This is a genomic window from Paenibacillus rhizovicinus, assembly GCF_010365285.1.
Lineage (GTDB): Bacteria > Bacillota > Bacilli > Paenibacillales > Paenibacillaceae > Paenibacillus_Z > Paenibacillus_Z rhizovicinus.
This window is the reverse complement of record NZ_CP048288.1, coordinates 155,257-177,906: the sequence shown is the minus strand read 5'-3', so window position 1 is coordinate 177,906 and position 22,650 is coordinate 155,257. Positions and strand designations below refer to the sequence as shown.

The following is a 22,650-nucleotide window of genomic DNA, read 5'->3' as shown; positions in this document are numbered from 1 at the left end:
AGGAAATTGCCCATGCTGCTCCAAGCGGAGAAACTGAAGTTTGTTCCTGAGCTGTTCCAAGAGCGGCCGGATTTAATGGAAGAGGTTCTCAAAATTGATGTATCTGAGGATCACGTTGGCACGAAGACGAACCCAGAAATGGCTCGCTTCTACACCAAGTGCGGATGCACGACCGGAGCCGGCTACTGGGTGGATACCGCTATCGACAGCAAAGAAATCGAGCTTTTCGTTTGTGGTAACTGCGGGACATGGAGCATGTCAGTCACCTATTAGGCGAACTCAAACGCCAGCTGACCCTTGATCACATTCTTCGCTCGTGTCTCGATAACAACGATTCGATGACTCACATCTTCCTCAATGCTTTGAAATACAGCGGCTGGCCGATTGGCATACTTCTCCTGCCAAAGCGCCAGCCGCTGTTCTCTTTCCTGAAGAAACATCGAATTGCCATCCTCAATCCGTTGCAGGTTGTCTCGCCAGAATTTGCCCACACTCATATTGAACGGCGGATTGCTCAAACACACGTCCATCGGAAACTCCCTCGATTGCGCTACAACGATCTTCCATTTCATCTCCTTGGGCAGTTCATCCCAAGGCATCATCATTTCCTCTTCATACTTATAGAGCTCCCGTTTCTTCAAATCCACTGGAGACAAGTACACATCGATGTGTTCGCTGCTCTCTTCAAAAATATTACGAGGTGCCGTAAACTCGCCCATTAAGGAATCGCCGCAGTAGATCCGGGTATCCGTGGTGAACTCGAAGTACCGGCACATGCGCATCTCTTTCTCGTCGAAGTGGATGCCTTTGATTGGATGAGGGGCGTAGAGAAGGGCGGGTTGATACAGGAACGCTTGTATGGAGGCCGTCTTGACCATGGCTGGATTAAGATCCGTACCGATCATGTTTAGGCTGCGTGAAGGTAACAGTTGCGCAGCTGCGCCCAAGCATGGTTCATAGAGCGTTTCATAGAGCTGCGGCTCAGCAATCATATTCATCATGATTGTGATGTTCAGAGGAGTCGGAAAATAATCGGCGACACCGCTGTATCCGTGTGTGGCCAGAAAATCAGAAAAGTAATCCGACGGATACATGAAGAACAAATCCAAATTGAATGACCGGTACAAATGGCCCCAAAGTGATTCGGGCATGGACGGTTTATCAAACCAGGAAATACCAAGCGCATAGCCGATCCAATCCAGTAATACATCGACACGCAGCCCGTACTGGTAGACGTGCTTCATGCAGTTTTCCAGCATCTTTGATACCTCATGTCTCCCAGACGGATACATGCTCATCGACACGTCCGGCCAGTCGATGTCTTCAGGCAGCCGGCCAAGTGCGTTCACTCGGAGCCACTCGTACCACCGGCCATTAATCAGCGTTTCGGTCATTAAGGCAATGCCACGCATCCAGCCGAACCGATGAGAGTCTTCAACCGACTTAGGCGGCTGAACAAAAATAGGGGACCGCATAATCTCAGCGGCCCTTGCATGCCTTCGGCACATCTCATCCAGACCGATTTTATCAATAAACTGATCGCTGAAGCTCACTGCCGGATCCGGCTTCTTTGCTTTCGTTTTCACTGGCATCGCTTTTCTTCCTCTCCAAATATGCAAGTGCAGCGTCAAGTCCACGTTTGTCGGCCGGTCGCTCCCACCACTGCATAAGGACCTCGCTGGTGTCCAGATCGTAGATTAGAACGATATGGTGATAGTGTCTGAGAATCAGCCACTGGTGATGAATAATAGGAGCCTGGCCGATCGCCGCTCGCCACTTTTGTTTAAGCGGGGATGCCTTCTGGAATGCTCGGTCCAGGCACGTCTGAATCTGCTTCATGATGATCCTCCTCAAGCTCTGCAGCCTCATCGTCGATATCGTCGTCTTCGTAAATCCGATATTCGTTTTCGTCTTCTACGTCGTCGTCCGGCTCGCTCATGATCGTGTCATACACATCGTCTTTGGTTCGGATGATCAAGCGACCTTCGTTCTCTGGTTTCCACCAGCTGCCACCAATATGTGCCAGTATTTCAGCCGTGTCCTTGATGTTGTCGGACTCAATTAGACACTGGCAATCGAAAACGGAAGGCATGAGGGTGATAAAGTTCTCCGAGCCGTCGCCGTACCTGGATGGATCCTGAAAGGCATGACTATCAAAAAACTGACGAGCTTCCCGGTGATCCTTCATTGGCTTCATAGCCTCGAAGATCGCTTCGATGATTGGCTTGTTTTTCTTATTGATGTGATTTATGCGCATGCCAAGAGCCTTGGGCTTTTCTTTGTAATGGCGGAAGCCAAGCTCAACAGCGAGACGGTCCATCTCTCTGGTAATTGCCTTGTCAATGCCAGGGCCGGATACGCCGATACTGATATTGGTTCGAATACTATAGAGCGTGTAGTAATCCCCGCCGGCAGCCAAACAGCGATCGGCAGCAGCACGGAACTTGGCTGCGATTTCCTCCGGATCTTGGAAGTCACGCAGCTCATCGTTCAGATGAAGCATGGGGGAGGAGCTCCCATTCCATCGGTGGCAATGTCCACGCTTCTCCAGCTCTGGGATACACATCCGGATTTTGCCGTTCAGCCCAGGGACGATGATGCTTTCACCGCCTGCCTGATAGATGCGGCCGAACTCCCGGTCTTTCATATGCACAGAGTGACTGTTGCCACTTGCTTTGAAATGCAGGATCAAACCCTGCAACGATTCCTGAATGACTTCTTCTGTTAGCTCAATGGTGTAATCGAAGTCGAACAGATCTGGCATTCGAAGCACCTCATTTCATTTATATAGCTGGTCCATAGAGTGCCGAGACACCGTATGGGGAGTCCGGATCCGGAGCATACCATCTGACCTGAGTTCCGGAGTTATGCCCTTCGGCGCCGCAATTCCAACAGTACATGTCGTATGTGACTGGAACCCAGCCGACACCTACATCCACACTTTCAGACTGGTCATCACATTTTTCGCCGCAAAGAGGGCACTCGTCGCCCTCTTTGTAATTACCGACCATATTGTGGATGATTAGATATTTGTAGACGAGATTCATTTCACTCTCCGAATGCCGGGCTGCTGCTCTTGCTGCTGCAGATCCTGTTCCAGCTCATGCCGTATATTAAGCACCGTAGAGAGCTTGCGCTTGAGACGCTCGATCTCATTGATGTGCCGGATGTTTTCTTCCGTAAGCCCGTGCGTCTTGGCTTGCTCCTCCCGCAGCCACTGCTCCAGAGTTGCAATTTCTTCCCGAAGCTTCTCGATCAGCTGGAGGTCCTCGGCATTGGATGTTTTCGCCTCAAGTTCTCCGGTCAAATGCTCGTTGTCAGCGATCAGCTTATCGTTCAACGCCTCAAGCGTTTGAACTGTCTGATTGAGTTGACCGAACATATTCCGGATAAAATCCTGTGCTGCGTCCAGGTCTGCATAGTTCTCGTTGGGAACCACGGAGATGACAGGATCGTGGACCTCATCGGCTGTGTCGTCCTCTGGAATGGTGAAGTCATCCATGCTAGACACATCTTCCAGCATGATCTGGATAGGGAGCATGTTAATTTTGGTCTTGCCGGTGCGAAGCAGACTAAGCTGCGACGCACACGCCTTGACCGATCGACCGAGCTCCCGGCCGATCATGTCGAAGCAAACGTCCGGCTTATAGCGGACAGAAAGCTTCTTATAATTGAGGAGAAGATAAAGTAGATCCTCGTCCAACCAAATCTGATTGGCATTTGTGGCTTGATAATTTTTGGTACCCAGGCGATGTTTTCCCATGGTGCTTATCTCCCTTCAAGTTCTTTAATCAATCGCTCCTCTTGCTTCAGGATGTCTTTGGCCATCTTCAGCATTCGCTTGCGGAGCTCCAAGTGGCGAGGATCTTTCAGGTCGTTTGAGTATCCAAAGGCGACCGTCATATTTTGGAAAGCCAGGTATAGGCGTGGATCGTCAGCATGATGTGCTCTTGCTACATCAATCGGGTTTGCGTAGTTGCCGATTCCAAAATTGGAAATCTCCTTATTTCGGGCACCGAACTTATCGATACCGTTCATACCAAGCTTAATTGACTCTACGAATTCGACAGGATGCTTCTCGATCTGATCAAAGGCGTCGTTTAGAATCGTAATGGTCGTCATGTATCCCATTTGGTTTACCTCCACTCAAAAGTTGGCAGTTCAGCATGATGCTTGGATCTTGCACGGTTTGTTTGCTCATTGCGTATCACGTCGGTGAAAAAGTATAATTACGAAAAAGGCAAAGGGGTGCGTTATGGTTACAAAAGAGAATTTGGAATCCTATTTTCACATGTGGAATGGAAAGCACAAGCGGCTGACCCGCCAGTTCGAAGCAGACCTTCCGCAGTTCGGATCCCAAAAAGAAGCAGCTGCCTTCTTTACGGAGCTGTTCGGCAACGAGCTCGAGCTCACGGACATTTACGATGTGGATGGCCAGGATTTGTGGAACTACCGGCTCGTCATTGATCGTCATACGTGGGAGGCAGGTCAGAAGGAACTCAATGAAAAAGGATACACGTCAGGCGCCGACTTCATGATGGCCACGCAGGAGATCCAGATCTTCGACGATGGCAGCCTTCACATTGTGTATTGATCTACTGAGCGCAGTAGGTAAGGTCTGCCGAGATGAGGGGGTCTTTGTCACCCCAACGCTTGAGGATATCCCGTTCATAAACATAATCGCCTTTCAAGGCTTCGTTCATGTCCAAGATAATCACGTCCTGGCCTGTCCATTTATCAAACTGCCAATCGAAATCCTCTGCGAATGCATATAGCTTCTGCTTTACCTTGCCGCCACGGATTGGCCGCTGCAGGAAGAAATCAGCTTGCGTGTTGAAACGTTTGCGCTGCGGGTTCTTACGCTCATCCCAGAACGCCTTGTAGTCCGCAGGGTAGAGGGATCCTTTTGGAAAGACATATGCAAATTCGTCCATAGTCTGACCGGTCTTTGTCTTGATATTGCGGAGCTTGACCAGCAACTCATACATTTCTTGGGCGGTGGCCGGGAAAGCAAGCTGGTATAGGTCCGAAGGGAATTCGGTTTCGTTGTATAGGACAACGAGGGTGTCGTTCGATCGCATAACGATTCTCCTATCTATCGATGTAATCAGAATCCAGAAAATTAAGATCGAGGAATGGATCGCCGCTGCCGTCACGTTCAATTGTCGTCTCAACGGTGAAGAGGTTCATCTCATCAGCCGCCTCGTACAAGCGCAAGGGCCGGTCCAGATCGGTCGGATCGAGATCCGAAAGTGCAATCAAGAGATCCCGGTACGTCTTGATATGGAAGGGCTCTTCAGGCATTTCCACTATGCCGCCCCGACGAATCATTCGGAAGGCTGCGATCTTAGAGAAATCACTGATTGCCTTATCAGTATATGTGAGGCGCCACTTGCCATCGGCCATTTCCTCCATGTAAACAAATCCACGCTCGCTGGATCTAACCAGATTGGCCTTGCTGATCTCCATTTCAAGATCCGGAGTTCCGTCGTTATGCGTGATGATCATGCCTCGCATCATTTCGCTTCTTCCTTCCTAGAGCGTTTTGTATTCCCTTGTCTGCTCGTCATAATATTGAATCTCTGTGGTGCCCCACAGCGGCTGCGACCAGTCCAGCGGACAAAAGCAGTTGTCATCGTCGGACTTGCCGTATAAATAAACATTGCGGTCGTCATCGAGGAGCCTAAATTTATGCTGCCCTTCGGCATAGCTCTTAGCTTCATCGACACAGATGCATTTGAATCTCTTTCCGGTCTTATCCCACTGCTTTTCATCCGGCTCCGTATGGATGTTGTCCTTCGTGATCGTGAATCCCATCAGCTTGCAACCTCCTCGTCTTCGCCTCCAAGAAGATGGAGCACAGTGTCCACAAATTTCTGAACGGTCATTTCACCGATATCCTCGTCCTCCGGAAGAGAAACGTCTACATCGAAGAAATCTTCAATCTCACTCAGCATGTCGTCAAATTCGCTGCGGCCGCCATAAACGTACATGATGTTGTCGGTCTTAACGTCTAATGCGGTAATCGGGTCCAAACAGCCCTGGGTGATAATCGTCAAAATCCTGTTGCGCTTACTACTCATAAAAGCCACCTCACAGTTTTCGTTTTTGGGTAAAGATTGCTCGGCCGTCTTGCTGCAGCTCCGTCAAATGATGGCCGATCAGCTTCTCCGGAATGGGCAGCGGGCCATTATGACATGCATTACAGCAGGAGAACTTGATATCCAAGTAGCTACTCTTCCATTCAGGCCTATCGGTAAACGGTCGGGTGAGCATTTCAAATTTCAGGCGATAGGGCACCAAGTAGGTACTGTAGACCACTTGCTTGCAGTAGTCGCACATGAAAGGGAGGAACCCCTCAAACAGATCCCCTTGATTGAATACAGGGCGATCCTGACGATAGAAGACCATCCTCTCGTGATCGACGACCTCATAAATGAAGCCGTGCAAGGATTCACGGAACTCGTAGCGATCGCCGGCGTCCAGATGGGCCGCCCGACGGCGCATTGCACGACCGTCGGTACGAACCTTATGGAAATCATTCAGGCATACATATCCCATTGGACACCTAGTTAACCTTCCGAGAGTCGATCGGACCGTGATTCTCCTCGAGATACTGCAGTCCGAGCTGCTGCTGGCTCATGATCTTGAGCAGTGTCTCTTCATTGGAAAGGAACTCTCCCAATTTCGCTCGATCATTGAGCTTAGCGGCGATCCCGACATTGATAAATTCGGGCAGCGTGGTAATATCTTTGATTACCGTGTCCACCAACCCTTCGTTATCAATGTGGCCCATGTAAACGACTTTTCCTTCGTGGATCAGATAGTAATCAGATCCGATCGTTTTCACGTCGCATGGCACGTAAATGAGGCTCAGCACTTCATTGCTCATTGGCACGTCTGACATTTCATCAATGCCGGTGATGCTATCGTAGATGGCGGCTGCCTCTTGGTTCCCCGCAATCATCATATCAACCATCATTCCTACAAGTGGATCCATGTTTATTACGCTCCTTCACTTTGGTCATTAACCAGGTGGGTGAGATTATGCTCAACGAGGGCAGCATTCAGCTCATCTTTGTCTTCATAGAATTCTTTGAGATTATCCTCGACCCAATCCCGGATATCAGCGCCGCCGCTGACGATAAAGCCCTTGACAATCTCGAGCTCGCAGGTGCCGTTCGGTATTTCGCTTACGTCGGTGGTGAGGAGCTCCAGATCACCGCCTTCGTTCTTACCGCCCCAGGCATTCAGGATTACGAGCTCACGGTCCAATTCCAGATTATCGATGGCATTGTCGATAGAATTACTGATCGCATCTGTCAGCCAATATTGAACGATTTCGACAGTTGAAACGATTTGTTCCTCGGTCAGCTTAATAGACCGCTCGCTGCAATACTCCAGGATTTGCGAGCGAACAAAGGTACCAGTCAGATCCTGAAGAGCAGGGGAAAAGGAGAGAGGACGCCAGTGCCGGCCATCAATAATGCCGAATTCGTTGTGATCCCGAGTGTCCACGTCATGTGGTGCAATCAGCATCGTGGCGCCAGCACTCCACTTTTTGTGGTACTCACCAAACGTTCTGATCATCGCTGTGTCATTCATTCGAATCGCCTCCGGATTCTGTCCATTTATACGCATAGCTATTGAAGACTTTGATCTTGGCAAGCGCATACCGCTCAACGTTTCCGTAATAGAGATCGCCCATCGTATCGATCCATGCCATCCAGTCGGCGACTTCGCCGCAGGCCGGATGCCAGTATTTCTTCTCCTCAATTAGGGGCAGATCGCCACTAATAATGTATTTCACATAGCTGTCGATCAGCCAACGGGTCTTGTCTGTGGAGCAGCCGTGGCCTTCGAACTTCAGAATGATGCTTTTCAGATGACGGGCAATGAAATCGTAATGAAGGAAGGCGAACTCCACCTTGTGCTTGAGTTTACGGTTCAGGTCCGCCGGCACGATAGAGGGGAGGGCATGGCGCATCAAAGCATCAGCTTTGTCTCGAACGGCCATCGTAAGCAGCAGAGAAAATTTCTCCGGATTGTTTAGGTCCAGGTAATGATATTCCTGCGTAACGCTGCGGATCCAGTCCGCATTCTTTGCGTCCGACTCGGCTTCAAAGGCGCCGAAGAGCCCGTTGATCACGTTTCCGATTTCTTTTTTTTCTTTATCCATGGTCGTTCCTTTCTGGTTTCGGGTTTAGTTGTAGCGGCGGATCGGAAAGACGGTGCATTTGCGTTTTGAGATCATGGCCGCACGCACTCCACATAATAGGATTCTGCAGCGAGTAGGGGATATAATCGTAATACTGTAGGTATCCGCAAACCTTGCAGCACAGCCATTGTCGCCGCCATCCGGGGAACGGGGGCTCAGGCCATTGTTCAGTTCGAATCAAGTATGCGATCGTGAGATCCACTAGAAGCTCCGCAAGTGCTTGCGCTTGTAATACTTGGCCCAAATATAAAGAGCAGCAATGATAATGGTGGTGACGTATTGCATTACAGCGAATCCTCCTTATGTATATTGAAATGGAATACAGGTTCGATAATGCAAAACCCCGAAAAATTTTTTTTGAAAATTTCGCCCCTATATAGGGATTTATTCGTCCTTGAATACCATCGACTTGTAATGATCGAACTGGCCAAGGCGCCGCAATTCGTTGACGTGTTGGCGGATCGAATGCTCAGTGCGTCCCATATCCAAAGCTAAAGTTTTAACCTGGCCACGGATATAATGCTTGCACAGATACGCATTTTCCTTAGTGGTATATGGCTTGCCTTGATTCGGATGGTAATCCGGATGGTAAAGCATTCGGTTGTAGCGATCATACCGAACACCATCCCCTTGCATTACAGCGGCCACATGTGGCATAATGAAAGAACTCATTTCATAAGTTAACGCTTTACCGCACTACTGCACAAAAGATGTATTTTGTACATATGTCCATGTATGGAAAAATAAGGTATTTAATGCCGTTAATTATTTCGATTTGGATTCGGTTCCCACTCCAGTCCTGTTTGAACGCCTGACTTAAATGAAATGGTGGCTAAAGCGACTTCAGCCTCTGTCATTTCACGGTCCAATAGCTGCTGGATCATGCCCAAGACAAGGGCCAGATCTTGCTCCACTTTGTTCATTACGCCACAACTTCTTCAGGCTGGTCGGAGGCAAGCATTTTTCGCTCGACTTTCCGTTGCTGATGCTCTTGTTCGGCCTGGGCATAGATTTTCTGGATCGTTTTCGTGCCCACGCCGTGCGTGTTCTGAATCGCAGATGACCAAACTTCATTGGCAGCATCGGCTCCCACCTTGATACCATCAAGGAAAGATTTCTGCAGCTCTTTCTGAGCAGCTCCAGATTTCAGCCCTGCAAGGTACCCTTCATGTCTCGCCGCTTCCAATTTCTTTTGCATTCCCATCTTGATAAGCTCCTCGCAGTTAATTTGCCGGCTTGTGCTCGACGGTTTTCGTTTTGACTTCTTTTACATCGTCCAAGCGATGCAGAGTCTCCTGGATCTGGCGCTCCAGCCAGGCTGCGTTATAAGAATGATGAGTGACCTCAACTGTGATCGTTGTTTTGATCATGAAATCTTCTCCTTGTAGACTGTTCGGCCTTCATGCTCGCCAAGGATCTCAATGCTCTGCAGCTGCGCAGGTGTGTAATCCTTGATTTGATTCGTCGGCTCGACGTAATATTCGTTAGAGCTCTCGTCTTGAATAGCCGCACCGTCCTTGCCGTAATCTTCCTGAATGATCAGGGATCCCTCCGGGATCCCTGTCACCTTCGACACGGCCAGCCGACATTTTTCACCGGTCAGCATAACTTGTCCGTCGTGCATTTCTTGCAGAGATCAACAGTCCTGCCTGATGTTCCACGCACCCGTGGCAGATCCACTTGCGTGAGTGTGTCGTGCCAGGTCTTACATTCATCGCATTGTTGCTTTCCGAGGAACTCCATGACGTCAGATTCATCCTCCGGACCTGGATCGATCGAGAACTCGTCATCCTTCATCTTGGTTACTTCTACGACCTTGTTTTCCCAAACGAATACTGCCCGGCGAAGATTGTTGTCGTTGATGATCTTGACCATTTCATCGACTCGCTTGTCGTATCCGGCTTCGTCTTTGAAATTGAAATTGGATGAATAAAAGCTGGTCATTGTATTTCCTCCTAAGATAAAAAGTTTTCCATGACGGACTCGCTGGTGTACCAATAGCTATCATGCATTAGTATCTGGTCTGGGATCGAGAATTTTGGATCCTGGTAAAGGACCTGTACGTCATTGCGCACGATTAGCAGGTTGATAGCCTTCAAGTTACCTTCATGTACCAAATACCAGATCGTATTTGTTTCAGCGACGTATATTTTCATTTGCACCGGAACGGAAGCCCCGGTGCGCAGAATTGTAACCTTCATGACGCTACCCCCTAATTGTAGTCAACGATTTTGGGTTCGCTATTCATCCAGGCCCTCTCGTAATCGGTTGTGGTTGGCGGCTCGATCTGTTCGGCATGAGGCGCCAGATCGGACCAATGCATTTCATTGATTGCCCAATTGATAAGAACGTCATCAGACTCCTTCATGGCCAGTTCCACTGCATCCGGGACGTAATCCACTTCGCAATCATCGTTTTCTCCCTTATGAGTGGCTACGACTTCAATAGGAAATTGCCAAAGCGATCCGTCCGGCATCCGGACTTGCATGTATTTACTGTCCATCGGATTGGCCTTCTTCGGACTCGGACTCGGCCGCCGGAACGTCCTGATAATCCCGAATGGTCACGTCCATGTACCGGACCACGAAGCAGTCCCTTCGATTTGCCTTCCAACTCTGGATGCTGGTGATCTGTGCCGATGGAAATCTGCTTTTGATCAGCTGTTCGAGCAACTGGCGATTATTATCGTTGTCGATAAGCTGCGGATCCCGGCCGTCGTCGTCCATGTAGATTTCGAAGCCGGCATCTTTCAGCTCCTGCAGCCTGTTGCGATGATCCTGCTCATCGCTTACTGGCGTCTTGGTGAAGCTCCGTCGTTCCATCGAGCTGAGCATGAAGCCGAACTTCACCTTATAGCCGTATTGAGTGAAGGAGTCCTCAGAGACGTAACAGAATCCATGGTTGTTCCACCAGTCTCGAACGGTATCATGCAGCACCCCCAGCTGCTCGTCCAGGCCGTCTATTGGCTTACTGGAGCCAAGCTGCTCCCGGAGGCGGTGAATCTCGCCGTTCGCCCGGCGGATATCCTTATAGCGCTTTTCCTGTTCTGCTTTCAAGGTACCAGCATACTCCAACGGCTCGCCGAGTTCAGAGACATAAGATTCAATCAGACTCATCAGCGTGTTGCGCATTTCGTATGTGAGCTTGCCCTCTTTGAGCAATTGATGAAGATGGCCGACAGAGCCGTAAATATCCTTCAGGCTTTTATTTGCCAGCGCCTCCTGGTCGGCCGTCATGGTCACGATCTGCAAATCCTGCTCGGTGCGCTGAGGAATACTGAGCGTGTATGGCTCATATGGTTTTTTCTCTTCAGTCATGGTGGCCTCCAATGTTAGATGATGATTTCTACTTCGTTACCGTCCTTGTCCCACTCTTTGAAGCAGTGGAAACTAGTCTGAAGCCGAGGAGCTCCGTTCGATGACGTGCCTTTCAAATAAATAGTCATGTCTAGTGCGACCGCTCGAGCGTCCATGTAACGTGGAACTTTATTAATGGCCTCTGCAATTCGATTTAGATCGCATGTTTCATGCACCATCAGACGCAAGCTGCCGAGGAACAGCTCTGAAATGGTCGGCGGAAGGTCAGACTTAAATAACCAATAGAAACCCTTTCCCCTCAGATCCGGGGATAGCTTCTGGCTAATGACTCGATACTCGTTACGAGGATCGTCATCAGCGCACGGCATACGGTATTTGATCGATTGAGAGATACTCTTCATGTCATTGACCATGGGCGATTGCCTCCAGTTCTTTGGTTATGCTGCCGTATCGCTGCTCAGCCGCCCGACGGACACGTTCCGGCTGCTTCTCGTCCTCCATCAATGAACGGTTATGCATCTGCCTCTCGGTTAACGCCTCAACTGTCAGGCGACGCTCTGCCCATTCAGGCAATGTATCAATTGCCTGTTCAACGATGCTCATATGGAATTGAATCCACTCGTGGCGGTCGGAGCCTTCTTTCTCCTGCTCCAGCTTGTGGAGCGACTGCACTGCATTACCATGGACAACCATGAAATCATGGACATCAAGGCAGCCAGTGAGCATCAACCGAAGATCATACTTCTTTTTGATCGCCTGCAACAGGTCCTTCTTCTCCTGGTATCTCGACAAGAATGTTCACCTCCCTCCAGTAATCCAATAGGAACTGGCGCTGGATCTCGTCCAGCTCCTTGAAATGCGTTACAAACCATTCGACCTGATTCATGGACATCTTCTCGGCACCTTCAATACGCAAATGAGAGAAGACCTCCTTGTCAGGGCCCCTGCTGCCCATTGTAACGAACCCCATGCGTTTGACGAACTCATACATGGATTCTTCCAGCGAACGCCTAGAACGCAGCCCTAGCTTCGCTGCGACGGCATATAGCCGGTATACATTGGCATCAGCTTCATGGCATCCATACTCGCAAGGGATAAACTCCCCGTTCGGACAGAGAGTACCATTTAATCCGGTATTTGTATTCTTAAACCTTGAATGCAAGTTTATATCCATCAAACGTAACCTCCGTGTCCAATAAATACCTGAATTGCTTCAGCATCCATCCAAAAGTTTGGACCTGCAGCTCATTCATTTGTGCCTTACACACTGCGGTTAGATAGCCGCAATTGTCCTCATCATGCACACGAACCCATCCGGATTCCACTAGAAACTCACGAGCGTGGATATAGGGATCTTTCGGACCGAGGCCGGCTTTGCGCATCTGCCCCCAGGGAGTCCCCTCTTCTATCCGCTCCGTGAACTCGGCGATCTCCTTGTCGAGTTTCAAGTGGGCGGCAAGCATGCGGGACTTTACATCATGGCCGCCAAATCCGCAGGAGTACCAATCGCCTGCCGGGGAGATCCATCCGTATTCGCTTGAGAATACGCCAGGTAGGTCCGGCTCCAAGTCATTGATGTAGCCGCTGAGCGAAAGTTCAGTCAGTCTTACTGCAGACATCATCAAGAGCCTCCTGTCCGGTTTCGGCGGTAAATTTCTTGATATACTCCACTTCTAGCCGGTGCTTCTCTTTTGGCCCGCACGTTAAGCATAGCCCCTCATATTTGCCAATGCTTGAATGCAGGTTTTCTACCGGAACGTCTTCTGCCCCGCAGCCCTTGCATGTATCGTAGGTGGCTTTCTCAGTCGAGTAACTGACCCTGATGTTTCGAGTACCGTAGTAACACTTCTCGCAATTGCTGCATTCAATCAAGCCGAGGTCTTCGTCGCCTGGCGACGTTTCCTGACTTTCTGTGTCCTCATGGCCACAAAATGGGCATACGAGATTGTCGGTATATTCGTGATCAATATCGCTCATTATGCGTCCTCCCCAATAGCATCATCAATGGTGTCCCAGTCAATATCTGCACTGGTGAGTGGATTATGGTCCAGCTTACGATAGCGAACCATGGCCATTACCGCTGCTCGCTGCAGCTCGTTTAATGAGTGCCCATAGCCTGGTCGGATCGTTCCTGTGTTGAACTCGTCCCGCAACATCACCCAGCCGATGCTATCAAGGAAATCTTTCGGCAATCCTTGTTCATACCGGAACCTCATCATATCGTCGGTGAAATCCTTGCCCATCGATTTTTCGTAGGCAATATAAAGCTCTTCGATGTCGGATCGCTCCCTGACAATCTTCTCCGCCTTGATCTGGTGGCCCGCAAAGCCGCAGCTATACCAGACGCCTTCTGGGCTAACCCAGGCAAATGGGCTGTAAAACTCGCCGTTCGCATCGGGCTGTCCGTGAAACTTAAATTCTTCATTTCGTGTAGGAATGTTCCAGTTCTCGACGACTCGATCGTAATCTTCCTTCGAAACGTATTCGTCAGAGACTTTGACGAATTCCTTGGCCTTTTCCGTGTTGACCGTCCGTTCACGTTGAATGTCATCCAGATAAGGATGCGTATAGACAATCTCCTCGTCGCCCCATTTGCGTCCAGATGCAAGCCACTGCCGATCATAAACGATTCTCTGGTACTCGCTCATTGTCTCTGGCGTGACACCGGCGGCCTTCCATTCCTTTAGTTTTTCGTGCCAGAACATCGTCATCTTGTGCAATGCTTCGGCGTGTCCACGCACCGGCCCGCCAAGCACCTCGAAAGCGAAGCGTTCATCCGTCAGAAGATACGTGCCCCAACCGAGTGGATGTGGTGGCAGCTTTGTCTCTAGGGAAAATCCGACACGCTCCCTTGCCCAAACCACGCTACTGCGACTGCCGTCGGTGAGCGGAGCGTTGATGTGATTATAAAGACCGTTTCCGCCCATAAATGAGTCGATATACCAAATGGGCGCCACATCCATATGACGTTCCAATTCGAATCGATCGATCTTTGCCTGCTTCTTTTTGATCATGAGCCCGATTGGACGAATGAGCTTGCCGTCCTCGACAACCTCACCCTCATTGACGCCGACAATAATCTTGCGGCCTTCCAGGATCTCGATGGCAAGTGGGTATTTCTTTTCTTCCGGGCAGCCCTCCATGATGCTGTAGAGAAGCTCGAGCACCTTGTCCATGTCTCGGCCATCATCCCAGAATTGTGTGCGGGCCAGCTCGCAAATAAAATCCATATGTACTTGAAACGTTAATGATTCCATGACTTCCCTCCTTAGTAGTATCGATAAATGAAATAGCCGCCTTCCTTGTGTTCGGCATTGTCATACGGGTCCAAATAATGCCCATACCCATTTGTCATTGCCAGCGTTTCGGCGAACTCGATTAGGCCACAAGATTTGCCGATAGCATCTAATAGCTGCACGTCGTTAAAATCATAGCCGGTTTGATTTTTAACTCCTGTCGTATGTGGAATGTTTTTGACCTGATCCATCGTGAGCCCGGTCATCGTGTGAAGAAAAGCATAAGTAAACGAGAGACCTGAGATATTGCTATCCAAGTACCGGGCGAGGCGATACTTGCGTTCCTCTGGCAGCAGGACCAAAAAGCCCATCTCGCATACACCGTCCACGATACTCGACTCAAAGTATGAGCGGCGGAAACAATCAAAGCCATGATCATAACCAATTTCGTCGATATCACAAACCAAATGGGCCGCCAGGGCCTCCGACCGCAAGCTTGTGATTGGGTAGGCCTGAGCCAGTTCCATAGGTTTCCTGACCTTTCCATAGGTTATTTTTGGCCAAAGAAAACCCCTTTTCAATTGAAGGGGTGATAAATAATGTTGGCAGTAGCCGGACTCGAACCGACAACCATTTCACATACAGCTACTCCATGCTCATTCGCATCTTTCACAGCAGCTACTTCCTCCCTATGAGGAGCTCTATCCAATTGAGCTATACCGCCATGTTGTACTCCATTCAACACACGAGTGCAGGACAATCACTTCGTCACTGGCCAATAAGCCCCGCATACTTGTCCGATGCGGCTTCTAGCAATATCAGACATGACTCGGGTATTTCGTAACCGCTTGGTAGCCTGCGCAGAGAATACAATCGTCGCCACCATGTCACGGTTCATGCGAACGAAGGATCCTGGCTTGTGCATTACGCTTCCCCTGCAGCCCCTTGAGCTGTTCGCTACCGCCGGCCAAAGCGACTTGGGATCATAGAAGCAGGGTACTGACGGTCTTTCTCGTGTGCTGAATGGAGGATCCAATCTCACCAGCTTAGTTCATGCGTGTTTTATAAGGTGTTGCAAGAGTATTCCCCGCTGGGCAAGTGACTCAAGCTCACTGACACATCATCTCGGCGTATTAAGGGTGTTGATTGGACCACCATGCCACTTCGTCGATACTATGCACGATTTCAGGTCGTGTTGGCTGCTCTACTACGCCGGGCCAGGCGCCCGAGCATTTCGTTTTTACCTACTCTCGATCGTTGCAGCTCCGGCTTTTCTCTAAACGTACCGGGTTGAGCCCCGTGGGCCACGCTGACAGACCTCATGCCACCACTATCTGTCTGGGGGATCCCTATTATTGGCCCTTCCTGCGACTTAGCCGCTTTGATGACCCTCACCCACCGCTTGGCCATCATGGGGGAGCCACTCCTACTCCCCTTCTCTCGAGGTTTACAGCTTATCCTATGCTGGCGCTTGTGGCGACTTCCAGTCATTCACGAGGGGACTGGCAAAACCCCACAGGCCGAAGCCTGCATGCGCTAATTACGCATTGCGCCTCACTGCGTATCGTTTTGAGGACCATCAGCCAACATGGAGTCGGAATCGATGCATCTTCGGTTCTTCACCTACTGTACTTTCGGCAAGCTTGCCTACTTGTACCTCGACACCGTGCTCGCCAGCATATATCCAGGGCTTGCCACGATAAAACCCATCCCATTCTTCGATTTTTGCAAGGGGAACATAACGGGAAGAAAACTAACCCCCGAAAGGCTCACAATGCCGTCATGTCTCAAGATCCGCACGGCGCAGGACCGGTACAGAGGATCGGACGATTGCGAGTCCTTTCGGGAGACAGGATCAACTAGGATCCTGTCGCCTTCTTCTCTTTAATGATGTTCGCACTCGGCGCATAAAAGTCGCTAAGTTTACTTTTGCCGCCACGAGGCACTTCAACGAGCGCTCGGCGATAAACGTAGTTGCGATCCTGGAATTTAACTCTGCTGCCAGGCATTTTTCGAACAAGCCCGTCTTTCATTTTATCGAGAGGCAGCATGGCATGTCCGTCGGCTTTTCTCTCGATAAAACCCAGGAACTTTCCGGTCTTTGTCGTCGTAGATCCACCCGATTGGCTGGACCAGGTTACGATTGTCCCGATCTCCATGGCTATTGTTCCATCTCCTTTTTGACGATCCCGGCCCGGAATTCTTCGTATGCCGGATGGTTCTGATTTTTCAGCCACCGTACATAGGCGACATTATCGGATCCGTAAATTCCAGAACGATCTTTCAGGGGGACCTCCTTCTCAAACTGACGCCAGAGACCGGTATGTTCGGCCGGAAATTCTGAGGCAAATGCGTTTGTGATGAAGATGGATTGGTTGACTTGATTCTGGTCCATAGGAGATCCCCCTTAATTTTTAGGCGATGAGCTTGCTGGCTTCCGGCTTCTTGAACGAATCGGAAGGAATTGCGAGCTCATTGCGTGTTTCGGTCACGATCAGATCGAACTCCATTTGACCGGCGCCCGGCGGCTCAAGTGCAGCCGTAAGCACGCCATTTTCCACCAGGTAGCCTACGCCATTAATGACGTATTCGCCGTCGTCGAGCGTTACATCGCTGCCCGTTGGCTTGGTTGTCAGCGTCATCAGATCGATCATATTACCGTTTTTATCTGGATACCATGTATTGATTTTGATTTGTCTCATCGGTCTCACCTCGTCTTGAGTTTTGAAACCGTGTAATGCGTTACGCATGTAAATATAGCACACTACACGGCATAAATCAAAGCTATTTTGAGAAATTATTACAAGAATCGACTACTACGCTTGTTCACCGTAGCTGGCGACCATTGCGGCGAAAGCGTCGCCTTCCGTCTCAATCGGATTGAAGTTTTCAATGGCTGGCGTTGTCGGTGCGCCGGCTACCCGAATCGGCAGAACCAGATCCACGTTTTCCTGACGGCCGTTGTACGTGCGCAGGATCATCGGCGCATCGGCTGCGTTCAGCCCAAGCGAGAGCTCGACGTCGCCCGCATGCGCAAGCATATCCGTGAAGTATTTGACGTTGCAAGAGAGAACGAGATCGTCGCCCTCGCCACGAGTCAACTGCACGTCTTCCTTGAGTTGATTACCTTCTGCGGTCGTGGCGGTCAGCACACGCATACGGCGCTGCACCGGATTGATGATCATATGCGCCAAGCAGCCCTGTTCATCTTGAAACAGCGAGCAGCGATCGAAGATCTCTTTGAGCTCCTTGGACCCGATCGTCATATTGATTTGCGTCGTCGGCGGAATCAGCGAGTCAACTTGCGGATACACTTCCGCATAGACGCTCGAATAGATCTTCGTGTTACCGAGGGTATACATGATCGAGCTGTCGTTGAACTCGATCAGCGTCGTTGGATTGCCTTTGAGGCTCTTCTTTACCTCGGAGACCGTCTCAGCCGGAACGGCGAGTCGTGCATCTTCTGCCGCTACATCCAGATCGTAATGCTGCGCTGCCAAACGGTGACGGTCGCAAGCAACCGTGCGGAAGGATTTGCCCTTGAGCTCGTGCATGACACTGGTCAGCACTTTGTCTGTTTCCTTTTTGGAAACCGCATAATCCGTGCGTTTGTACATCATCAGCAGCACGTCGGTTGGGATCTCGAACGAGCGTGTGCCTCTGACAGGATGGAGCTGTGGATACAGATCGAGATGAAGGCCAGTCATATTGACCTCGGCCCCTTTGGATTTGATCTTCACGCCCAGGCCGTCGAACGTAAGAACCGTATTCACCCCGGTCAGCTTCGCTAGCAGATCCATGAATTTCTTTCCAGGGAACAACATGCCGCCTGCCTCTCCTTCGAGAGCGGCTACGCCTTTCTCAAGCGGCAGGAAGGTTTGCGTCGTGATGCTGCCATTAGAGCCACGCAGCTCGAGGCGATCCTGATTGATATAAAAATAGAGCATAGTGAGCGACGGAATGGAAGCCTTCGTGGAGATCGATCCGCCGACACGGCCGACAGCTTCCTTGAGGGCGCTTGTCTTGATTGTGGCAGTCAGTTTCTGAGTCGAAGTAAAGGCAGTCGCCGCTGCTGCCGCTTCTAGCTGAGCCGCCCGTTGTTGTTCTTCTGTAAGGGTTTCGGTTGTCATCGGACAAAACCTCCGTTAATTTTTCATATAGAATTCCGCCGATAGGCGGTAATGGTTTTGGTAGTCACCGATCGATTAATGTTAGGTCAAGTTCCTGGTCCCGTTGTATGCCGGCCGACCACCGCCGACTTTCCAGGTATTCACCTTGCCGACGTTTGACTCTTCTTTTGCCCAGTCTGCTATTTTTTTCGGCACAATGACAGGGGATGGCCCCCGATGTCGCTTTTTGGGTTGTTGTTGTTGTTCATCCGACACTTCAATCACCCCCTCTCATGCACCGTCTTTCAAGTCATCCAGATAGCAGAGATAACACTTTTCAACCGGGCCGGGCTCAATTTCATATTCGCACCGCCGGCACTTCGGGCATATGACAGCATACACCCGAATCCGGCCAGTAAACAGAATAGGAACTTTGTTGAAGTAAGTCTGGACCAGCTCCATTAGAACGAAAAGGCGATTTGACCCTCGATAACACGATCCTTCTTGCGCAACCCCTTGTTGTACTTCGAGGCATCTTGGATCGAGAGCATCATGTCTTCCATGTGCTTGAGGTAATCGTCCAGAGCTTCTGCGGAGATCTTGCCGGCAGCGAAGTCGGCTTGCTTGGATGCGATCATGCCTTGTGCAATGCGGCGCACTTCTTCAAGACCGAGCGGATTCATGACGGTCTCATCATAAGACTCGTAACCGAAATTCATCACGCTCTGCATGCTTTGATCACGAGCCTCATTGATTCGCTTCCAGCGATCTTCAATAGAGTCCACTCCGTCCAGCGTTCCTTCACGCATCAGGCGCTTGGCCAGCGCATTGATGCCGTCACCGGTCTCGGCCATTGCACGGAGGCCTTCCTCGGAGAACTTACCCTGCAGCGCCAATGCGGCATCGATCTTCTTGGCGATATGGTTCAGCACGTCGGCTTGCATCGTTTCCTGATACACCAGCGTGTAAACCTCGACATCCTTCGTTTGCTTAATACGCCACGAACGGCGGCAAGACTGCATGTAGTTGTAAGTCGAGTAGTCCATCTGGTAGTACACGATCGTCGGGAAATCGAGCAAGTCGAGCCCGACCGAAACAAGACGAGGGTTGGTGATCAGAACGTCCCAGCCGTTCTTGTCCATCATTTGGCGCAGCCATTTCTCACGGTCCTCCTGCTTAGGCATCGTCAGGCCATCGTAGTCCTTGCCACTAGAGCGCAGGATGCCGACATTGTAGCCTTCTGCCTTGAGCTTGTTGTACAGGTAGAGATCGACCGGATTGACGCCGGTGAAGCGGCAGTACACCATGGTTTTGCGTTCCCGGCGGATCTGCGCATCAATCATGTTCGTGAGCGCATTGTACTTCGTCGGGATCAAGTCATCAGAGCTGAAATTGATCGGCGTGGCCAAAGTCCGCTGCCGGCCCTGGTCATCGTAATAGGTGATCGGACTTTGGTTAAACGGCATATCTGCATACTGATAGATCCGGTTCACGTAAGTCGATACATGCTTCATGCCGCCTTGCGCCACATTGCTTCGCATCTGGGATCCGACTTGTTCCTCGAGATCCCGGTAAGCAGCCAAATGGTCCGGATGCATCTCAACAAAGATCGGCTCTTCTCGATACCTCGGCAGCGCCTGCGCCAAGTCCGACAGCTCGAGGAATGCACAGTTCGAGATCAGGAATCGAGAGAATACCTGCGGCGAAACGCCGGGCTTTTCGGAGCGGCCACTCTTCTTGCGGGTTTGTGATGCTGTATTTGCCAGCGATGCGCCTTCCCAGTCATCCACCATGCGGAATTTGTGCTCGAACACGCCATAACGCTCGATGAACCCGTTAATGTCGTTGTACGTGATCCCTTCACGCTTCAGCCGGCGGGAATCCAAACGGGCAATCAGGTAGAACAGGTCAGAGGCTTGTCCGCCAAGCAGCGTACCCGTCAGCAGAATCTGCTTCGTCGTGTGATTGACGAGCTGGCCAAACGCATTCGCACGGTCAGTGTCGCCGGATTTGTACTCATGTACCTCATCAGCGATCAGGTACTTGAAGAAGCCACGGCGGAGTCGGTTGTTGATGAACCAAGCAGGGGACACTTTTCGATTCAGGGATTTATCCTTGAGTGGCATCGGCTGCCACAGGTTATATCCGCAGGCATGCATTTGTTTTCCCGGCGTCTTGATCCGGTGAGAAGGCATGTATTTTGTCGCAACGAGATTCGTGCAATAGGCATTCGCCACTTTGCGGTCATAAACCATCTTGCCGCTGGAATTGCGGGTCTTGTAAAAGTTTACGTCCGACATCTTCTCGTTGCGTCCCTTGCCTACTTTTAGAGGCTGGCCGCAATCCGGGCAATAGAAGCCGGTATCGCCGCTCATCACGTACTCACGCAAATGGCCATCGGCGTAGAATTCACTTTTGTGCAGCGCCAGTCTGGCCTTTTTGCCCTCTTCACGAGACTGCTTTGCATCGCCTTTGCGCTCACGCCAGTTTTCCACCGGAACGATCGGATAATCCGCTTTGGCAACATCGGAGCTCATAACATAATACTCGATTGTCTCGGGCTTATACGGTGCATGCTGGAGCGGAATGATGTCACGATAGCTTTTGATCTCGATTACTTTGGCGCCAGGGATGCGGTCTTGAATTTCCCGCATCCACTTCGATACCATGATGGTCGGCACGAAAACGATGGTCCGGAATGGATCCGGATTTCGTTTCGCTTGATCAATCGCTTCCGTGATGTATGGCAGCACTTCGCCCATAACCGTTTTACCAGTACCCATTTCACAAACGAGGAACACATAGCGGTCGTCAATCAGCGTCTTCGCTGCACCCATCACCGTATCGGCCTGCGGCGGAAAGAGCCCAGTGATGCCCCGCTGATTCGCATGCAGGTTGACATCATAGAAAGCCTCACTGTGGCGGTCCCGCATTGGATCAAAGCGCAGTGCCGTGTTCTCTTGGATACGAGAACCAAGGGCGCCGGCAAAATGAGTCAGGTAATCATCAAGACCGTTGCAATCCTTCAAGATGCCTTCGTCTTCGCTGCGGCCATCGCTCATCAGGTTGGATCCGGATGGATCGAAGTAGATCTCCTGCGCCAGAATGCCTTGTGTAATGATCTCTTCGAGCTGTCGCTCTGTAATGGACAGCAAGCCGGCCTCCAGCGCATGCTCACGTCCGTAGCAGCGAACTTCAAGCGGCGAATAAAAATGATCGGCGATCAACGTATCGACGATATATTCCTGCCAATCTTCAAGCATTGGCGTATTGTACCGGTCATTGAGCACCTGATAGATCGTCTTCTTGAAATCACCATCCCAGGCCAGGATGAGTTCCTCGGGCGCACGACGTGGAGACTCTCCATTTTGGAGCCGCTGCTCTTCTTCAGCCTGCCAATCCTGGCGATCCTTTACGTTCGGACGAGCGTTCTTGGCGACAAACATCATCTGCAGCAAGTCGTCCACCTTGCTGTCATGTACATGGAAGAAGTTCTTCTCATGGATGTATATATTCGTGATTTCGTTTTTGTGCAGAGACTCCTTTTCATTGCCTTCAGCCCGCACGATACGACCGGTACGCACCTCTTGCATATTGGCAGCCAGTGACTTGACACGAATATCCGTGCTCATAACATTGGCGAGATAAACGTTCCGTACATTGCGGCGCATGTCCAGTACCAGCAGATCGCAAAATGCCTGCTCGTGGAAACCACGGCCAAAGATTTCGAGCTTGTATAATTCAGTGGATCGCAAAGTACCCATTGTTCA

General features: G+C 50.6%; 35 protein-coding genes and 1 tRNA gene. 2 read left to right on the top strand and 34 right to left on the bottom strand.

The features are described 5' to 3' along the window. Window positions 1-12 precede the first annotated feature (12 nt). Window positions 13-273, top strand: coding sequence for a hypothetical protein (locus GZH47_RS33530; protein WP_162645950.1), 261 nt, complete (start codon window positions 13-15; stop codon window positions 271-273). On the opposite strand, the gene GZH47_RS33525 is transcribed toward GZH47_RS33530, so the two are convergent. The 4 genes from GZH47_RS33525 to GZH47_RS33510 all read right to left on the bottom strand — a co-directional run bounded on the left by GZH47_RS33525 (window position 270) and on the right by GZH47_RS33510 (window position 4,131). Beyond that, complete coding sequence (locus GZH47_RS33525) at window positions 270-1,592, bottom strand: hypothetical protein (RefSeq protein WP_162645949.1); 1,323 nt, start codon at window positions 1,590-1,592, stop codon at window positions 270-272. The genes GZH47_RS33530 and GZH47_RS33525 overlap by 4 nt on opposite strands. A gap of 191 nt (window positions 1,593-1,783) precedes the next feature. Then, window positions 1,784-2,764: a hypothetical protein gene (locus GZH47_RS33520; protein WP_162645948.1), complete on the bottom strand. Its 981-nt coding sequence runs from the start codon at window positions 2,762-2,764 to the stop codon at window positions 1,784-1,786. Window positions 2,765-3,043: 279 nt separating this feature from the next. Beyond that, the gene (locus GZH47_RS33515) at window positions 3,044-3,763 is read right to left on the bottom strand and encodes a hypothetical protein (RefSeq protein WP_162645947.1); all 720 of its coding nucleotides are present in this window, start codon (window positions 3,761-3,763) and stop codon (window positions 3,044-3,046) included. Between the two features lie 5 nt (window positions 3,764-3,768). Further along, on the bottom strand, window positions 3,769-4,131 hold the full coding sequence (locus GZH47_RS33510; RefSeq protein WP_162645946.1) for a hypothetical protein: 363 nt from the start codon (window positions 4,129-4,131) through the stop codon (window positions 3,769-3,771). A 124-nt stretch (window positions 4,132-4,255) separates the two neighbouring features. Here GZH47_RS33510 and GZH47_RS33505 point away from each other — a divergent pair, with 124 nt between their 5' ends. Continuing rightward, entirely contained in the window at window positions 4,256-4,594 is a 339-nt protein-coding gene (locus tag GZH47_RS33505) for a hypothetical protein (RefSeq protein ID WP_162645945.1), read from the top strand. A 1-nt stretch (window position 4,595) separates the two neighbouring features. On the opposite strand, the gene GZH47_RS33500 is transcribed toward GZH47_RS33505, so the two are convergent. The 30 genes from GZH47_RS33500 to GZH47_RS33355 form a co-directional block, all read right to left on the bottom strand. Then, window positions 4,596-5,081 carry a hypothetical protein gene (locus GZH47_RS33500; RefSeq protein ID WP_162645944.1) on the bottom strand — a complete coding sequence of 162 codons (486 nt, stop codon included), beginning with the start codon at window positions 5,079-5,081 and terminating at the stop codon, window positions 4,596-4,598. A 10-nt stretch (window positions 5,082-5,091) separates the two neighbouring features. Further along, window positions 5,092-5,520 carry a hypothetical protein gene (locus tag GZH47_RS33495; RefSeq protein ID WP_162645943.1) on the bottom strand — a complete coding sequence of 143 codons (429 nt, stop codon included), beginning with the start codon at window positions 5,518-5,520 and terminating at the stop codon, window positions 5,092-5,094. Between the two features lie 15 nt (window positions 5,521-5,535). Continuing rightward, window positions 5,536-5,817: a hypothetical protein gene (locus tag GZH47_RS33490; RefSeq protein ID WP_162645942.1), complete on the bottom strand. Its 282-nt coding sequence runs from the start codon at window positions 5,815-5,817 to the stop codon at window positions 5,536-5,538. Beyond that, window positions 5,817-6,083, bottom strand: coding sequence for a hypothetical protein (locus GZH47_RS33485; RefSeq protein WP_162645941.1), 267 nt, complete (start codon window positions 6,081-6,083; stop codon window positions 5,817-5,819). Before GZH47_RS33485 ends, GZH47_RS33490 begins: the two co-directional genes overlap by 1 nt. Before the next feature lie 10 nt (window positions 6,084-6,093). Then, window positions 6,094-6,561: a hypothetical protein gene (locus tag GZH47_RS33480; RefSeq protein WP_162645940.1), complete on the bottom strand. Its 468-nt coding sequence runs from the start codon at window positions 6,559-6,561 to the stop codon at window positions 6,094-6,096. Between the two features lie 7 nt (window positions 6,562-6,568). After that, entirely contained in the window at window positions 6,569-7,000 is a 432-nt protein-coding gene (locus GZH47_RS33475; RefSeq protein WP_162645939.1) for a hypothetical protein, read from the bottom strand. A gap of 5 nt (window positions 7,001-7,005) precedes the next feature. Then, window positions 7,006-7,605, bottom strand: a complete 600-nt coding sequence (locus tag GZH47_RS33470; RefSeq protein WP_162645938.1) for a hypothetical protein — start codon at window positions 7,603-7,605, stop codon at window positions 7,006-7,008. Next, entirely contained in the window at window positions 7,598-8,179 is a 582-nt protein-coding gene (locus GZH47_RS33465; RefSeq protein ID WP_162645937.1) for a hypothetical protein, read from the bottom strand. Before GZH47_RS33465 ends, GZH47_RS33470 begins: the two co-directional genes overlap by 8 nt. A gap of 423 nt (window positions 8,180-8,602) precedes the next feature. Continuing rightward, complete coding sequence (locus tag GZH47_RS33460) at window positions 8,603-8,875, bottom strand: DNA-entry nuclease (RefSeq protein WP_225446652.1); 273 nt, start codon at window positions 8,873-8,875, stop codon at window positions 8,603-8,605. A gap of 104 nt (window positions 8,876-8,979) precedes the next feature. Beyond that, complete coding sequence (locus GZH47_RS33455; protein ID WP_162645936.1) at window positions 8,980-9,141, bottom strand: hypothetical protein; 162 nt, start codon at window positions 9,139-9,141, stop codon at window positions 8,980-8,982. Continuing rightward, entirely contained in the window at window positions 9,141-9,422 is a 282-nt protein-coding gene (locus tag GZH47_RS33450) for a hypothetical protein (RefSeq protein WP_162645935.1), read from the bottom strand. The genes GZH47_RS33455 and GZH47_RS33450 overlap by 1 nt, the downstream gene beginning before the upstream one ends. 19 nt (window positions 9,423-9,441) lie before the next feature. Further along, entirely contained in the window at window positions 9,442-9,588 is a 147-nt protein-coding gene (locus GZH47_RS33445) for a hypothetical protein (RefSeq protein ID WP_162645934.1), read from the bottom strand. Further along, complete coding sequence (locus GZH47_RS33440; RefSeq protein ID WP_162645933.1) at window positions 9,585-9,824, bottom strand: hypothetical protein; 240 nt, start codon at window positions 9,822-9,824, stop codon at window positions 9,585-9,587. Before GZH47_RS33440 ends, GZH47_RS33445 begins: the two co-directional genes overlap by 4 nt. After that, on the bottom strand, window positions 9,818-10,162 hold the full coding sequence (locus tag GZH47_RS33435) for a hypothetical protein (protein ID WP_162645932.1): 345 nt from the start codon (window positions 10,160-10,162) through the stop codon (window positions 9,818-9,820). The genes GZH47_RS33440 and GZH47_RS33435 overlap by 7 nt, the downstream gene beginning before the upstream one ends. An 11-nt stretch (window positions 10,163-10,173) precedes the next feature. Further along, the gene (locus GZH47_RS33430) at window positions 10,174-10,419 is read right to left on the bottom strand and encodes a hypothetical protein (protein WP_162645931.1); all 246 of its coding nucleotides are present in this window, start codon (window positions 10,417-10,419) and stop codon (window positions 10,174-10,176) included. A gap of 11 nt (window positions 10,420-10,430) precedes the next feature. Next, window positions 10,431-10,721 (bottom strand): hypothetical protein, encoded by a 291-nt coding sequence (locus tag GZH47_RS33425; protein ID WP_162645930.1) that lies wholly within the window; start codon window positions 10,719-10,721, stop codon window positions 10,431-10,433. Beyond that, window positions 10,711-11,535 (bottom strand): hypothetical protein, encoded by an 825-nt coding sequence (locus tag GZH47_RS33420; protein ID WP_162645929.1) that lies wholly within the window; start codon window positions 11,533-11,535, stop codon window positions 10,711-10,713. Before GZH47_RS33420 ends, GZH47_RS33425 begins: the two co-directional genes overlap by 11 nt. A gap of 14 nt (window positions 11,536-11,549) precedes the next feature. Further along, window positions 11,550-11,948, bottom strand: coding sequence for a hypothetical protein (locus GZH47_RS33415; RefSeq protein ID WP_162645928.1), 399 nt, complete (start codon window positions 11,946-11,948; stop codon window positions 11,550-11,552). Further along, window positions 11,938-12,297: a hypothetical protein gene (locus GZH47_RS33410; protein ID WP_162645927.1), complete on the bottom strand. Its 360-nt coding sequence runs from the start codon at window positions 12,295-12,297 to the stop codon at window positions 11,938-11,940. Before GZH47_RS33410 ends, GZH47_RS33415 begins: the two co-directional genes overlap by 11 nt. After that, window positions 12,272-12,709, bottom strand: a complete 438-nt coding sequence (locus tag GZH47_RS33405) for a hypothetical protein (RefSeq protein WP_162645926.1) — start codon at window positions 12,707-12,709, stop codon at window positions 12,272-12,274. Before GZH47_RS33405 ends, GZH47_RS33410 begins: the two co-directional genes overlap by 26 nt. Continuing rightward, entirely contained in the window at window positions 12,681-13,157 is a 477-nt protein-coding gene (locus tag GZH47_RS33400; RefSeq protein ID WP_162645925.1) for a hypothetical protein, read from the bottom strand. Before GZH47_RS33400 ends, GZH47_RS33405 begins: the two co-directional genes overlap by 29 nt. Beyond that, the gene (locus GZH47_RS33395) at window positions 13,132-13,512 is read right to left on the bottom strand and encodes a hypothetical protein (protein ID WP_162645924.1); all 381 of its coding nucleotides are present in this window, start codon (window positions 13,510-13,512) and stop codon (window positions 13,132-13,134) included. The genes GZH47_RS33400 and GZH47_RS33395 overlap by 26 nt, the downstream gene beginning before the upstream one ends. Next, window positions 13,512-14,792: a hypothetical protein gene (locus GZH47_RS33390; RefSeq protein WP_162645923.1), complete on the bottom strand. Its 1,281-nt coding sequence runs from the start codon at window positions 14,790-14,792 to the stop codon at window positions 13,512-13,514. The genes GZH47_RS33395 and GZH47_RS33390 overlap by 1 nt, the downstream gene beginning before the upstream one ends. Window positions 14,793-14,803: 11 nt before the next feature. Next, on the bottom strand, window positions 14,804-15,298 hold the full coding sequence (locus tag GZH47_RS33385) for a hypothetical protein (RefSeq protein WP_162645922.1): 495 nt from the start codon (window positions 15,296-15,298) through the stop codon (window positions 14,804-14,806). Window positions 15,299-15,374: 76 nt separating this feature from the next. Beyond that, window positions 15,375-15,495 (bottom strand) — tRNA-OTHER (locus GZH47_RS33380). A gap of 1,135 nt (window positions 15,496-16,630) precedes the next feature. Further along, window positions 16,631-16,930: a hypothetical protein gene (locus GZH47_RS33375; RefSeq protein ID WP_162645921.1), complete on the bottom strand. Its 300-nt coding sequence runs from the start codon at window positions 16,928-16,930 to the stop codon at window positions 16,631-16,633. Window positions 16,931-16,932: 2 nt separating this feature from the next. After that, on the bottom strand, window positions 16,933-17,166 hold the full coding sequence (locus tag GZH47_RS33370; protein ID WP_162645920.1) for a hypothetical protein: 234 nt from the start codon (window positions 17,164-17,166) through the stop codon (window positions 16,933-16,935). Window positions 17,167-17,185: 19 nt separating this feature from the next. Next, complete coding sequence (locus tag GZH47_RS33365) at window positions 17,186-17,473, bottom strand: hypothetical protein (protein WP_162645919.1); 288 nt, start codon at window positions 17,471-17,473, stop codon at window positions 17,186-17,188. A 114-nt stretch (window positions 17,474-17,587) separates the two neighbouring features. After that, on the bottom strand, window positions 17,588-18,901 hold the full coding sequence (gene dnaN / locus GZH47_RS33360) for a DNA polymerase III subunit beta (protein WP_162645918.1): 1,314 nt from the start codon (window positions 18,899-18,901) through the stop codon (window positions 17,588-17,590). A gap of 440 nt (window positions 18,902-19,341) precedes the next feature. Further along, a complete protein-coding gene (locus GZH47_RS33355; RefSeq protein WP_162645917.1) occupies window positions 19,342-22,644 on the bottom strand; it encodes a helicase-related protein in 3,303 nt (1,100 codons plus the stop codon). Window positions 22,645-22,650: the final 6 nt, after the last annotated feature.

What these genes read in the sequence shown, in the direction of transcription:
- GZH47_RS33490 (WP_162645942.1), bottom strand. Translation starts at nt 5,817, where the DNA reads ATGGGATTCACGATCACGAAGGACAACATCCATACGGAGCCGGATGAA.
- GZH47_RS33470 (WP_162645938.1), bottom strand. Translation starts at nt 7,605, where the DNA reads ATGAATGACACAGCGATGATCAGAACGTTTGGTGAGTACCACAAAAAG.
- GZH47_RS33440 (WP_162645933.1), bottom strand. Translation starts at nt 9,824, where the DNA reads ATGCTGACCGGTGAAAAATGTCGGCTGGCCGTGTCGAAGGTGACAGGG.
- GZH47_RS33495 (WP_162645943.1), bottom strand. Translation starts at nt 5,520, where the DNA reads ATGATGCGAGGCATGATCATCACGCATAACGACGGAACTCCGGATCTT.
- GZH47_RS33485 (WP_162645941.1), bottom strand. Translation starts at nt 6,083, where the DNA reads ATGAGTAGTAAGCGCAACAGGATTTTGACGATTATCACCCAGGGCTGT.
- GZH47_RS33405 (WP_162645926.1), bottom strand. Translation starts at nt 12,709, where the DNA reads ATGGATATAAACTTGCATTCAAGGTTTAAGAATACAAATACCGGATTA.
- GZH47_RS33430 (WP_162645931.1), bottom strand. Translation starts at nt 10,419, where the DNA reads ATGAAGGTTACAATTCTGCGCACCGGGGCTTCCGTTCCGGTGCAAATG.
- GZH47_RS33510 (WP_162645946.1), bottom strand. Translation starts at nt 4,131, where the DNA reads ATGGGATACATGACGACCATTACGATTCTAAACGACGCCTTTGATCAG.
- GZH47_RS33500 (WP_162645944.1), bottom strand. Translation starts at nt 5,081, where the DNA reads ATGCGATCGAACGACACCCTCGTTGTCCTATACAACGAAACCGAATTC.
- GZH47_RS33415 (WP_162645928.1), bottom strand. Translation starts at nt 11,948, where the DNA reads ATGGTCAATGACATGAAGAGTATCTCTCAATCGATCAAATACCGTATG.
- GZH47_RS33450 (WP_162645935.1), bottom strand. Translation starts at nt 9,422, where the DNA reads ATGGGAATGCAAAAGAAATTGGAAGCGGCGAGACATGAAGGGTACCTT.
- GZH47_RS33365 (WP_162645919.1), bottom strand. Translation starts at nt 17,473, where the DNA reads ATGAGACAAATCAAAATCAATACATGGTATCCAGATAAAAACGGTAAT.
- GZH47_RS33505 (WP_162645945.1), top strand. Translation starts at nt 4,256, where the DNA reads ATGGTTACAAAAGAGAATTTGGAATCCTATTTTCACATGTGGAATGGA.
- GZH47_RS33355 (WP_162645917.1), bottom strand. Translation starts at nt 22,644, where the DNA reads ATGGGTACTTTGCGATCCACTGAATTATACAAGCTCGAAATCTTTGGC.
- GZH47_RS33520 (WP_162645948.1), bottom strand. Translation starts at nt 2,764, where the DNA reads ATGCCAGATCTGTTCGACTTCGATTACACCATTGAGCTAACAGAAGAA.
- GZH47_RS33435 (WP_162645932.1), bottom strand. Translation starts at nt 10,162, where the DNA reads ATGACCAGCTTTTATTCATCCAATTTCAATTTCAAAGACGAAGCCGGA.
- GZH47_RS33460 (WP_225446652.1), bottom strand. Translation starts at nt 8,875, where the DNA reads ATGCCACATGTGGCCGCTGTAATGCAAGGGGATGGTGTTCGGTATGAT.
- GZH47_RS33400 (WP_162645925.1), bottom strand. Translation starts at nt 13,157, where the DNA reads ATGATGTCTGCAGTAAGACTGACTGAACTTTCGCTCAGCGGCTACATC.
- GZH47_RS33525 (WP_162645949.1), bottom strand. Translation starts at nt 1,592, where the DNA reads ATGCCAGTGAAAACGAAAGCAAAGAAGCCGGATCCGGCAGTGAGCTTC.
- GZH47_RS33455 (WP_162645936.1), bottom strand. Translation starts at nt 9,141, where the DNA reads ATGAACAAAGTGGAGCAAGATCTGGCCCTTGTCTTGGGCATGATCCAG.
- GZH47_RS33395 (WP_162645924.1), bottom strand. Translation starts at nt 13,512, where the DNA reads ATGAGCGATATTGATCACGAATATACCGACAATCTCGTATGCCCATTT.
- GZH47_RS33445 (WP_162645934.1), bottom strand. Translation starts at nt 9,588, where the DNA reads ATGATCAAAACAACGATCACAGTTGAGGTCACTCATCATTCTTATAAC.
- GZH47_RS33480 (WP_162645940.1), bottom strand. Translation starts at nt 6,561, where the DNA reads ATGGGATATGTATGCCTGAATGATTTCCATAAGGTTCGTACCGACGGT.
- GZH47_RS33425 (WP_162645930.1), bottom strand. Translation starts at nt 10,721, where the DNA reads ATGGACAGTAAATACATGCAAGTCCGGATGCCGGACGGATCGCTTTGG.
- GZH47_RS33375 (WP_162645921.1), bottom strand. Translation starts at nt 16,930, where the DNA reads ATGGAGATCGGGACAATCGTAACCTGGTCCAGCCAATCGGGTGGATCT.
- GZH47_RS33420 (WP_162645929.1), bottom strand. Translation starts at nt 11,535, where the DNA reads ATGACTGAAGAGAAAAAACCATATGAGCCATACACGCTCAGTATTCCT.
- GZH47_RS33370 (WP_162645920.1), bottom strand. Translation starts at nt 17,166, where the DNA reads ATGGACCAGAATCAAGTCAACCAATCCATCTTCATCACAAACGCATTT.
- GZH47_RS33515 (WP_162645947.1), bottom strand. Translation starts at nt 3,763, where the DNA reads ATGGGAAAACATCGCCTGGGTACCAAAAATTATCAAGCCACAAATGCC.
- GZH47_RS33385 (WP_162645922.1), bottom strand. Translation starts at nt 15,298, where the DNA reads ATGGAACTGGCTCAGGCCTACCCAATCACAAGCTTGCGGTCGGAGGCC.
- dnaN (WP_162645918.1), bottom strand. Translation starts at nt 18,901, where the DNA reads ATGACAACCGAAACCCTTACAGAAGAACAACAACGGGCGGCTCAGCTA.
- GZH47_RS33465 (WP_162645937.1), bottom strand. Translation starts at nt 8,179, where the DNA reads ATGGATAAAGAAAAAAAAGAAATCGGAAACGTGATCAACGGGCTCTTC.
- GZH47_RS33390 (WP_162645923.1), bottom strand. Translation starts at nt 14,792, where the DNA reads ATGGAATCATTAACGTTTCAAGTACATATGGATTTTATTTGCGAGCTG.
- GZH47_RS33475 (WP_162645939.1), bottom strand. Translation starts at nt 7,000, where the DNA reads ATGGATCCACTTGTAGGAATGATGGTTGATATGATGATTGCGGGGAAC.
- GZH47_RS33530 (WP_162645950.1), top strand. Translation starts at nt 13, where the DNA reads ATGCTGCTCCAAGCGGAGAAACTGAAGTTTGTTCCTGAGCTGTTCCAA.